The sequence below is a fragment of the Bacillus sp. LR--39 genome (genome assembly GCF_053613335.1).
Map to the genome: position 1 here is coordinate 1 of NZ_JBSIOT010000575.1, position 856 is coordinate 856.

General features: G+C 41.6%; 1 protein-coding gene and 1 pseudogene. Both read left to right on the forward strand.

The window, feature by feature from the left end; translation table 11 throughout:
• Window positions 1-198 precede the first annotated feature (198 nt).
• A pseudogene (locus tag ACWHAR_RS25015) lies at window positions 199-407 on the forward strand (YitT family protein); the annotation flags it as partial.
• A 130-nt stretch (window positions 408-537) separates the two neighbouring features.
• Window positions 538-856, forward strand: a 319-nt coding sequence (locus tag ACWHAR_RS25020) for a PLDc N-terminal domain-containing protein (protein ID WP_452088175.1), incomplete at its 3' end; no start/stop codon positions are given.

The window sequence follows — 856 nt, forward strand, 5'->3', positions numbered from 1 at the left end:
GAAACGCTCGTGAAAATCCCCCTTGCAAGAGGGGGATTTTTTTATCTTGATGAAAACATAAGATATCTTCTGCCAAGGTAATGGCTGGGCGGCCGGGAATCCTGTTATGTTTGTATATGGAAATAACATCAAGGATTTTATTCATTTTAAACCGGCGGAACAGCAGATTATGACTCAGCCTGACTAGCTCCTTATATCTTTCTGATCAATATCCCGTTTTATATATTTTCTCTCATCAGAATGGGTATCAAATTCACTCTATCCACCGTATTTGCAGTCACAGCGCCGCCTCTTTTTCGGCGCGTGCCGGAGTGCTTAGCGGGTTCGGCCTGCCGTTCATGTTGTAGCATCAGGCTTCACTCGGCGTTGCCAATAGTCTTGCTTTATTTCTGCAGAAACGATGCGGATGAACCCCTTGACAATTAGTTTTCTCTAAACCTCTCCTCCTTTGGCGGAGAGGTTTTTTGCTTACAAGGTTTATCGATTAGAAAAAAGAGGTAATACAGAGGTAATTGAATCAGATTGGAGAGAATCAGGATGCTGAAAAGGAGACTGGAATTTTTCTTTTTATATATGATGCTCATCGGGGCATATGTCATTTGGTTTTTTCCGGTTTCCAGACTTGAGTTTTACGGAGGATTGCTTTGCTATATAAGCATTATTTTGTTCAGCATCTATTCATTAATTCTTGAAAACCGCACCTCGCAACACACGCTGCTATGGATCCATATTCTTGTCTTTTTTCCAATCGCCGGCTACGTGTTTTATCTGTTTTCGGGACAGCTTTATGTAAAGGGAAAGCTGTTTAAGACAAAACGAATGTACAACAGGGAAAAGCTCAGGAAGCTGTTTGACA